The sequence below is a fragment of the Xanthomonas campestris pv. badrii genome (assembly GCF_012848175.1).
Lineage (GTDB): Bacteria > Pseudomonadota > Gammaproteobacteria > Xanthomonadales > Xanthomonadaceae > Xanthomonas > Xanthomonas campestris_C.
This window is the reverse complement of sequence record NZ_CP051651.1, coordinates 1,332,803-1,341,251: the sequence shown is the minus strand read 5'-3', so window position 1 is coordinate 1,341,251 and position 8,449 is coordinate 1,332,803. Positions and strand designations below refer to the sequence as shown.

Sequence of the window (8,449 nt, the reverse complement as noted above, 5' to 3'; positions counted from 1 at the left end):
GGCATCGCAACCGAGAAAAATGCTGCCGCCTTCCACGAATGCGGATACCTGCTAAGGCGAGAACGATCGCCTGCCATGAAGGCGTACGCGGCAACCCAGCGCAGCAAGACAGGCATGTGTATCAGGACGTGTGGGGCCGGCACCGTCATCCGATGCGAGGTGAGCCAAGCGACGAATGTTTTGGCAGAACGCCCTTGGATATGCGATGCGAGCCTGCATGCCGCTACATCGCAAGGCAGGTGATCGTCATGATTGCAGCAAATCCTGTTTCCGGCACGGCGCGGCGGCTGTCCCAGCCCGGATTCGGCATGGAAAATTTCTTCCTCGAGCATCGACCTCGGCCATCGAGGCCGAGGTCGGTGACGAGATATCAAAGCCCCGCTATTGGGTTAATCACAAGACGGGGCCACTTGAGTGCATCGCGTTGCGGCAGTGCCGGCTCGCGGCAAACGCTGTGCCGCAGTCGATTACTGGCGGCTGCTCATCCCGTCCTGACGGACGCCGGCATCGCCAGCCGTCGAAGCGGTCTGGGTCACCAGCTGGCCATCGACCACTGCCAGACGATCGCTGGCCGGCTTGTCGTTCATGCGCACGGTCCTCTCTAAACCGTCGTAGCGGTAGGTCACGTCGTAGGCCACAACATTGTCGGCGTCGCCCAGCGAGATGCGCTCGCCCGGCTTGCTGTCCATCCGCATTGTGCCGGTGGTGCCATCGGCGTTGCGGTAGGTCACGTCATAGCCAACCACGCGCGAGGATGAGGAGTTGGCATTTTCGGTGTGGCACTGGCGCTCGGTACGATCCACCACGCGGCCGCCGACATGGTTGCGGTCCACCCGGTTACCGATGAAGCCACCGCCCACCGCACCAGCGGCGGTCGCCAGCTTGCGGCCGTTGCCGCCGCCGACCTGATTACCGATCAGGCCACCGATGACCGCACCGGCGACGGTGCCGCCGACATTGCCATCGCGCTCGGGCAGGCGCTCCTGCACCACCACGTCGCGGCACACTTCACGCGGCGACGAACTGGTGGTGGTTTCGCGGATCGCATTGCTGTTGATGACCTGCGCGTACTGCGGCTCGCGCTGGGTGATCGGGGCAACCCTCACCACGTCCGCGTATTCCAGGCCGCGCGGCGCCGGCTGGCCATTGGCGACGAAGTCGCCGGAGGACGGACGGTTGTTCATGAAGGCGGCTGTTGCCACGCCTCCAACCAGCAAGGCACCAGCAGCGACCAGTATAGTTGTCGTATTGCTCTTCATCACCAGCTCCCTGCGGACGCACCGCGTTGTTGACGGCGTGATTCCAGCATGGGAACCCTGAACGAAAACGCCCTCGCTCATGAACGCGGCGGTTAAGTTCAGCTAGCGGTTACTTCATGGATCTCTAACAGCCGGAGCATTCGCATGCGAAATCCCTTGACTGCACGTGCGCTGCATTGGGCCAGCAAACTGCGTTATCCCACCTTGTTCAAACTGGCCGCGGCGCTCTTCCTGGTCGATCTGGTCGTACCTGACATGATTCCGTTTTTGGACGAGTTGCTGTTCGGACTGACCACGCTGTTGCTGGCGAACTGGAAGACCCGCAAGGCACCGCTGCCGGCACCGGCACGCCGCCCCTGATGGAATTGATCGATAGTCACTGCCACCTGGATGCTGGCGAATTCGACCATGACCGCGCTGCGGTCATTGCCCGCGCCCATGCTGCCGGCGTGATGCAACAGGTGGTGCCCGCCATCACCGCGGCCAGCTGGCCCGGCTTGCGCGCGGTGTGCGCCCAGGCACCCGGGCTGCATCCGGCCTACGGGCTGCATCCGATCTTCCTGGACCAGCACCGCCGCGAACATCTGGAGGCGCTGGCGGACTGGATCGAGCGCGAGCGCCCCTGCGCCATCGGCGAGTGCGGGCTGGATTTCTATCTGGAGGGGCTGGATGCGCAGGCGCAGCGTGACTACTTCGATGGCCAGTTGCGGCTGGCCAAGCGCTTCGGCCTGCCGCTGATCGTGCACGCGCGCCGCGCCACCGAAGAAGTCATCGCCCGCATCAAGGCCATCGGCGGCCTGCGCGGTGTGGTGCACAGCTTTGCCGGCAGCCCCGAACAGGCCCGGCAGCTGTGGAATCTGGACTTCATGATCGGACTCGGCGGGCCGGTGACCTACCCGCGCGCCAATCGCCTGCGCGGGCTGGCGGCGACCATGCCGCTGCAGCACCTGTTGCTGGAAACCGATGCTCCCGATCAGCCCGACGCCAGTATCCGCGGCCAGCGTAACGAGCCGGCCCAGCTGCGCACGGTGCTGGACTGCATCGCCCAGCTGCGCGGGGAGGATGCCGCGGCCATCGCGGCGCAGACCACCGCCAACGCACGCGGCTTGTTCGGCTTGCCGCCCGGCTGATTGCCCCACACGCCGCGCAGGGCGGCATGCCTGGCGCGATCACGAGGCCGCGGCAATCGGTGCCGCCGGCCTGGCGGCACCGGCCTTGGGCTTGAGCAGCATCTCCAGTGCCTTGCCTACCGCCACGAACGCGAAGGTGCCGGTGATATGCGTGGCTGCGCCCAGCCCGGCGCCGCAGTCCAGCTTGAGCGTGGCATCGGCGTCGAGCTGCGGACGGATGCCGCACACGCTGCCGTCGGCCTGCGGATACTTGACGTTCTCCAGCGAATACACCGCCGGCACGCCGAAATAGCGCTGTGGATTCTTGGGGAAGTTGAACTCGCTGCGCAGCTTCTTGCGGATCAGCGCCAGCATCGCATCGTGCTCGGTGCGCGAGACATCGCGCACCCGCACCAGGGTGGGATCGGTGCGCCCGCCGGCGGCACCCACGGTCAGCAGCGGCAGCTTGCGCCGGCGGCACCAGGCAATGGTTTCCACCTTGACCCGGAAGCTGTCGCAGGCATCGATCACCAGATCGAAGCCTTCGCCCAGCAGCGTGTCGATGTTGCCGGCAGTGAGGAAGGATTCCACCGCGTCGGCCTGGATCTCGGGATTGATCGCCAGGCAGCGCTCGGCCATCGCGCGCGCCTTGTTGCGTCCGTACTGCCCGGCCAGCGCCGGCAACTGCCGATTGGTGTTGGACAGGCACAGATCGTCCGCATCGATCAGGCGCAGATGGCCCACGCCGGTGCGCGCCAGCGCCTCCACCACCCACGAGCCCACCCCGCCCATGCCGACCACCGCCACGCGGCAGGCGGCCAGGCGCTCCACCGTGCCGACTCCATACAGCCGGTCGATACCGGCAAACCGTTCACGCCATTGTGCTTTCATCGCCCTATTTTACGCGCGCCATCGGCGGCGCGTCCGCCCACCTGCACGCCTTGCTGCCGGAGCATTCGCCATGACCGACTCCCCTCCCGATCAATCGCGCGCGGCGCGCTACGCTTTCATGCTGGTGCTGGGCGTGCTGATCGGACTGGTGACCACGGTGATGGTGGCGCGGGTGCTGCAGGCCCGACGCAACCCGGTCCCCGACAGCCTGATGCAGGTCATGGCCTACCAGGTGCGTGCGTTGCAGCCGCAACCCGGCGCGCGCTGCGCACCAGCGCAGCAACAGGCGCGCCTGCGCTCGCTCCGCCTGCTCGCCGACGAACTGGAGCCCGCATTTGCGAACCTCGGCGAGGACCGCCGCTTTGGGGAACATGCCGAGGCGCTGCGCACGGCGCTGGACCGCGCACAACGCGCGCCAGCGGCCGATTGCGCGGCAGTTGCGCGCTCGAAAACGCCGATTTCCGACGCCTGCGATGCTTGCCACCGTGACTTTCGATGAACGGGATGCACGGGTTTCGTTAAGCCTGGGGTGATCCAGTTGGCAAACCGTTCACCTGGACCATCAGAGGATGACGTCGCCGCGGCACCGACCGCCTTCAAAAGCTCCGGAGACACCTCATGAAGACCCGACTGCTCGTTATCGGCCTGGCTGCAACCGCGACACTGGTCGGCTGCGCCACCTCCCAGCCCCAGTACGGCAGCTACCGCGGCGACCGTGGTTACGACCAGGGGTATTCGCAACAGGCTCCGCGTTGCGTGGACTGCGGCATCGTCACCCGTATCGATGAGGTCGGCCCAACCCGCACCGCACCGACCGGCACCGGCGCCGTGCTTGGCGGCATCGTCGGCGCAGTGGCCGGCCGCCAGATCTCCAAGGAAACCGGCGGCAGCAAGGGCAACAAGAATGTGTCGGCCGTGGCCGGCGCCGCTGCCGGCGCGCTGGCCGGCAATGCCATCCAGAACAATGTCACCAGTTCCAGCTTCGATGTGCAGGTGCGCATGGACGACGGCCGGGTGATCGTGGTGAACCAGCGTGACCTGGCCGGCGTGCGCGAGAACGCGTACGTGCGCGTGGTCAACGGACGGGTGGTGCTGCGCTGATCGGCGCACCACGCATCTGGCAGACAGCACAAAGGCCCGGTGACGGGCCTTTGTGCTGTCTGCGCATCGTGCTGATGCTGCGGCCGATCAGACCACCTGCACTGCATCGGCCTGCAGGCCCTTCTGGCCCTGCACGACGGTAAAGCTGACCTTCTGGCCTTCCTTGAGGCTCTTGAAGCCCTGGATCTGGATCGCGCGGAAATGGACGAAGACGTCCTCCCCATTTTCGCGACTGATGAATCCAAAGCCCTTGGCATCGTTGAACCACTTCACGACACCATTCTCGCGTTCGGTGTTGGACATCTCGACTGACTCCCTACGACACTGTGATGGACTGGCGGTGGTGGCTGTGATTGCAAGGAGGAAGCGAGGTACAAGGATGTAGCGGATCGGAGGATCTACCGCATCAGGCCACGATTCATGGTGACCTTTGCAAACAGCAGCGGCTGCAACTTAACCCGCGCAAAATGAATTTTCAAGCACCCCTTGCGTATTTCCGTCAAGCCTGAAATAGGACATTTCTAAACCATCATGGACACGACTGTCGTCTACTACGTATTGGCCGGGGCGCTGGTGTTGATCGGCCTGGCCGGGGTCATCCTGCCGGCCCTGCCGGGCCTGCCACTGGTGTTTGCCGGGCTGCTGCTTGCAGCCTGGGCCGATGGGTTCACCCATGTGGGATGGATCGCGCTGGTGATCATGGGCGTGATCACCGTACTGTCGTTCCTGATCGACTTTCTGGCCACCGTCTATGGGGCCAAGCGCGTGGGTGCCAGCAAGATGGCGTTGTGGGGATCGGTGGTCGGCGCCATCGCCGGGGTCTTCTTCATGCCGATCGGCCTGTTCGTCGGCCCGTTCGCCGGCGCCTGGATCGGCGAGTACTACCAGACCCGCAAGACCGATCAGGCCACAAAGGTGGGCATCGGCACCTGGCTGGGCATCGTACTGGGCACGGCGACCAAGCTGGCCTTGGGCCTGTGCATGCTGGGCGTGTTCGCGATCGCCTGGTTGTTCTGAATTACCGCGCTTGGCCTGGCCCTCGTCGAAAGAGCGCTCCTGGCAACCTGCCAGCATGCACCGTGTGGCGCTTGCAGCGCAGCGCCGTGCGGTAAATGAGGCAACACACCCCCCGCTCCATGTTATGCCCCCGTGTACACACCGCGTATGCAGACGCGACCGTTAAGCTGCGGGTCTTCGCGCCGGCCTGGCGCCCTCACTTCGGCCAGACCGCCATGTCCACGCACCGTACCCGTCCCTTGATGCTGATTGCCCTGGCCGCCGCGCCATTGGCACATGCGCAGGAAATCGCACCACAACCGGCCTCGCCGCAGGCCTGCACCTCGGTCACTTCGGATGCGGCGCGCCTGGCCTGTTATGACCAGGCGCTGGGTTATACCCCGCAAGCCGTCCTGGAAGCGGACGCGGCAGCGCAACTGGCCAAGCAGGCCGCCGCCAAGCCCGACGACGCCCGCACGCTCAGCCGCGTGGGCGACTTCTTCCGCGCCGATGGCCAGGACCCGTCGAAGGAAGAAGCCGTGGCCAATGCCGGGCGCGGCTCGTTGCTGGACCGCCGCTGGGAACTGGCCAAGGATTCCAAACTGGGCACCTTCCAGCTGCGCGGCTACAAGCCGGTGTACCTGCTGCCAGCGTTCTGGACCAGCGATACCAACCGCACCCCGCAGTCGCCGAACCCGGCCAACTCGGTGTCCACGCCGCAGCAGCTGGACAGCGCGGAACTGAAGTTCCAGCTCAGCTTCAAGACCAAGGTGGCCGAGGACCTGTTCGGCGACAACGGCGACATCTGGATGGGCTACACCCAGAGCTCGCGCTGGCAGGCCTACAACTCCGAGGCCTCGCGCCCCTTCCGCGAGACCAACTACGAACCCGAAGCGATGCTGGTGTTCCGCAACAACTACAGCATCTTCGGCTGGAAGGGCCGCATGAGCGGCATCAGTCTCAACCATATGTCCAACGGCCGCGCCGACCCGCTGTCGCGCTCCTGGAACCGGGTGATCCTCAATATCGGGCTGGATCGGGAGAACTGGGCACTGACCCTGCGCCCGTGGTTCCGCATCAAGGAAGACCGCGCCGACGACAACAATCCGGACATCGAGGATTACATGGGCCGCGGCGATGCCACCCTGGTCTATAACAAGAACGGCCACGAAGTGGCACTGATCGCGCGCCACTCGCTGCGCGGTGGCGACCGCTCGCACGGCTCGTTGCAGGTGGACTATGGGTTTCCGATCACCAACCTGCTGCGTGGCCACGTCCAGGTCTTCGATGGCTACGGCGAAAGCCTGATCGACTACAACCACAAGGCCACCTACATCGGCCTGGGCGTGTCGCTGCTGGAGTGGTTCTGAGGCCTGGCCGGCGCACCGCACGCGATTGAATGCAGGGCCGCGCGGTTGCAGCCCTGTCGCACGCGCAAAGCGCAACGCACGAAGCCGGCATTGCTGCCGGCTTCTTTGTGTCCGCATGGCGCAGCATGGGTTGCCGATAACAGCGGCTTGCATGACGCAGGCGGCACAGCCGTGCAGCCCGCGTCGCGTGCCGCAGGCCGGCGGCTCAGACGTCGAAGAAATCCACCTTGCCGTCCTTCAAGGTGTAATAGGCACCGACCACCTTGCACACGCCAGAGCGCAGGGGTTCGAGCAGGGCCGGCTCGGAGGCGCCGCGCAGGCGATCGACGGTGCGCTTGACGTTGGCCTTGACCGAGGCGGCCAGCAGATCGTCGCCCCCCTTGGCCTTGGCGGTCAGCACCGCCGGGACGATGGGCTCGATCATGGCGCCGATCGCACCCGGGAAAAACGCGTTCTGCTCCACCACCGAGACTGCCGCCGCCACCGCACCGCAGCTCTCGTGGCCCATCACCACCACCAGCGGCACGCCGAGCTGGCTCACCGCGTATTCGATCGAGCCCAGCGCCGTGGTGTCCACGGTATTGCCGGCATTGCGGACGATGAACATCTCGCCCAGCCCGCGGCCGAACAACAGCTCCGGCGGCACGCGCGAATCCGAGCACGACACCAGGATCACGAACGGGGTCTGGCCCAGCGCCAGCTCCAGCCGCCGGCGGCTGTCGGAGATCACTTTCCTGGGGCGGTTTTCGACGAAGGCGGCATTGCCGTCGCGCAGCACCTGCAGCGCCTGGTCGGCATTCAGATCGGTCTTCTTCGACGGCGCGGCGCGCACCGCAAAGGGAAGCGATGCGGTGGCCGCGGCAATCGGCGCGCAACACGCGCACTGCAGCAGCTTTCGACGGGATGCGGAATGCGACATGGACGAGCCCCTGCTCTCTGGTTGGTACCGCGATCGTACTATGTGACTTAGCGTGCAGAACGACGCATCTGCAGGGTATACGCAAAGAAGTTCACCGCCGCGCGCCGCCGGTTCAGGTCCAGTCCGTCAGGCCCTCGCGGCGATAGGTTTCCTGAAATGCCGGGCGTGCTTTCATACGCTGCGCATGCGCCTGCAGCGCAGGCCAGGTGTCGGTTGGCCGGGGCATGTTGCGCGACCAGCGCATCAGCATGGTGAGCATGAAGTCGGCCGCCGACAGCGTGTTCCCGAGCAGATACGGCCCGCCCGCCTGCAGATGCGCATCGACCTGGGCCCAGGCCGTTTCCAGCTTCTCGCGCGCCTGTGCCTGGGCGTCGTCTGCATGGGCTGCGCCGGCTGGTTCGTGCGGGTAGAACCAGGCGCGATACGCCGGCTGCAGGGTATTGGCGCAGAAGAACATCCACTTGTAGTAAGCGGCACGCTCCGGAGTCCCCACCGGCGGCGCCAGCCCGGCTTGTGGGTACAGGTCGGCCAGGTGCAGGACAATCGCCGCCGCTTCGGTCAGCACCTGCCCGTCCAGCACCAGGGTCGGCACCACGCCGGCCGGATTGAGCGCCAGATACTCGGGCGATTTCTGCTCGCGCTGCTCGAAGTCCAGCGGATGCAGCACGTGGGGCACGTCGAGTTCGATCAGCAGCCAGTGCACGACCAGGGCGGCGGTGCTGGGGGTGTGGTACAGCGTGGCGACCATGCGTGCTCCAAAAGTCAGTTGGTACAGGCAGGCAAGCTGGCCCCTGACGGCGGCGC

11 protein-coding genes are annotated in these 8,449 nt (G+C 65.7%); 6 read left to right on the top strand and 5 right to left on the bottom strand.

From position 1 onward, the window contains the following. Positions 1-467 precede the first annotated feature (467 nt). Positions 468-1,259 (bottom strand): glycine zipper 2TM domain-containing protein, encoded by a 792-nt coding sequence (locus HG421_RS05800; RefSeq protein WP_169705603.1) that lies wholly within the window; start codon positions 1,257-1,259, stop codon positions 468-470. A gap of 144 nt (positions 1,260-1,403) precedes the next feature. On the opposite strand from HG421_RS05800, the gene HG421_RS05795 reads away from it, so the two are divergent. Together HG421_RS05795 and HG421_RS05790 are read left to right on the top strand one after the other, a co-directional pair. Beyond that, positions 1,404-1,619 (top strand): DUF6116 family protein, encoded by a 216-nt coding sequence (locus HG421_RS05795; RefSeq protein ID WP_169705602.1) that lies wholly within the window; start codon positions 1,404-1,406, stop codon positions 1,617-1,619. Then, on the top strand, positions 1,619-2,389 hold the full coding sequence (locus HG421_RS05790; RefSeq protein WP_169705601.1) for a TatD family hydrolase: 771 nt from the start codon (positions 1,619-1,621) through the stop codon (positions 2,387-2,389). Before HG421_RS05795 ends, HG421_RS05790 begins: the two co-directional genes overlap by 1 nt. Positions 2,390-2,428: 39 nt before the next feature. On the opposite strand, the gene HG421_RS05785 is transcribed toward HG421_RS05790, so the two are convergent. Further along, a complete protein-coding gene (locus tag HG421_RS05785) occupies positions 2,429-3,259 on the bottom strand; it encodes a tRNA threonylcarbamoyladenosine dehydratase (protein ID WP_169705600.1) in 831 nt (276 codons plus the stop codon). A gap of 70 nt (positions 3,260-3,329) precedes the next feature. Between HG421_RS05785 and HG421_RS05780 the strand changes: the two genes are divergently transcribed. Then, a complete protein-coding gene (locus HG421_RS05780) occupies positions 3,330-3,758 on the top strand; it encodes a hypothetical protein (RefSeq protein WP_169705599.1) in 429 nt (142 codons plus the stop codon). Between the two features lie 119 nt (positions 3,759-3,877). Further along, the gene (locus tag HG421_RS05775) at positions 3,878-4,360 is read left to right on the top strand and encodes a glycine zipper 2TM domain-containing protein (protein WP_104540508.1); all 483 of its coding nucleotides are present in this window, start codon (positions 3,878-3,880) and stop codon (positions 4,358-4,360) included. An 87-nt stretch (positions 4,361-4,447) separates the two neighbouring features. Here HG421_RS05775 and HG421_RS05770 read toward each other — a convergent pair whose 3' ends face one another. After that, on the bottom strand, positions 4,448-4,663 hold the full coding sequence (locus HG421_RS05770) for a cold-shock protein (RefSeq protein WP_169705598.1): 216 nt from the start codon (positions 4,661-4,663) through the stop codon (positions 4,448-4,450). Positions 4,664-4,891: 228 nt separating this feature from the next. Between HG421_RS05770 and HG421_RS05765 the strand changes: the two genes are divergently transcribed. Beyond that, on the top strand, positions 4,892-5,377 hold the full coding sequence (locus HG421_RS05765) for a DUF456 domain-containing protein (RefSeq protein WP_169705597.1): 486 nt from the start codon (positions 4,892-4,894) through the stop codon (positions 5,375-5,377). 215 nt (positions 5,378-5,592) lie between these two features. Then, complete coding sequence (locus tag HG421_RS05760) at positions 5,593-6,726, top strand: phospholipase A (protein ID WP_169705596.1); 1,134 nt, start codon at positions 5,593-5,595, stop codon at positions 6,724-6,726. 205 nt (positions 6,727-6,931) lie between these two features. Here the strand turns inward: HG421_RS05760 and HG421_RS05755 are convergent, their stop codons facing one another. Continuing rightward, positions 6,932-7,645: a carbonic anhydrase gene (locus HG421_RS05755; protein WP_228331308.1), complete on the bottom strand. Its 714-nt coding sequence runs from the start codon at positions 7,643-7,645 to the stop codon at positions 6,932-6,934. Positions 7,646-7,757: 112 nt separating this feature from the next. Beyond that, positions 7,758-8,393: a glutathione S-transferase family protein gene (locus HG421_RS05750; RefSeq protein ID WP_169705595.1), complete on the bottom strand. Its 636-nt coding sequence runs from the start codon at positions 8,391-8,393 to the stop codon at positions 7,758-7,760. Positions 8,394-8,449: the final 56 nt, after the last annotated feature.

Coding starts and splice junctions, on each gene's coding strand:
- HG421_RS05795 (WP_169705602.1), top strand. CDS start 1,404: ATGCGAAATCCCTTGACTGCACGTGCGCTGCATTGGGCCAGCAAACTG.
- HG421_RS05790 (WP_169705601.1), top strand. CDS start 1,619: ATGGAATTGATCGATAGTCACTGCCACCTGGATGCTGGCGAATTCGAC.
- HG421_RS05785 (WP_169705600.1), bottom strand. CDS start 3,259: ATGAAAGCACAATGGCGTGAACGGTTTGCCGGTATCGACCGGCTGTAT.
- HG421_RS05770 (WP_169705598.1), bottom strand. CDS start 4,663: ATGTCCAACACCGAACGCGAGAATGGTGTCGTGAAGTGGTTCAACGAT.
- HG421_RS05760 (WP_169705596.1), top strand. CDS start 5,593: ATGTCCACGCACCGTACCCGTCCCTTGATGCTGATTGCCCTGGCCGCC.
- HG421_RS05750 (WP_169705595.1), bottom strand. CDS start 8,393: ATGGTCGCCACGCTGTACCACACCCCCAGCACCGCCGCCCTGGTCGTG.
- HG421_RS05775 (WP_104540508.1), top strand. CDS start 3,878: ATGAAGACCCGACTGCTCGTTATCGGCCTGGCTGCAACCGCGACACTG.
- HG421_RS05765 (WP_169705597.1), top strand. CDS start 4,892: ATGGACACGACTGTCGTCTACTACGTATTGGCCGGGGCGCTGGTGTTG.
- HG421_RS05780 (WP_169705599.1), top strand. CDS start 3,330: ATGACCGACTCCCCTCCCGATCAATCGCGCGCGGCGCGCTACGCTTTC.
- HG421_RS05755 (WP_228331308.1), bottom strand. CDS start 7,645: ATGTCGCATTCCGCATCCCGTCGAAAGCTGCTGCAGTGCGCGTGTTGC.
- HG421_RS05800 (WP_169705603.1), bottom strand. CDS start 1,259: ATGAAGAGCAATACGACAACTATACTGGTCGCTGCTGGTGCCTTGCTG.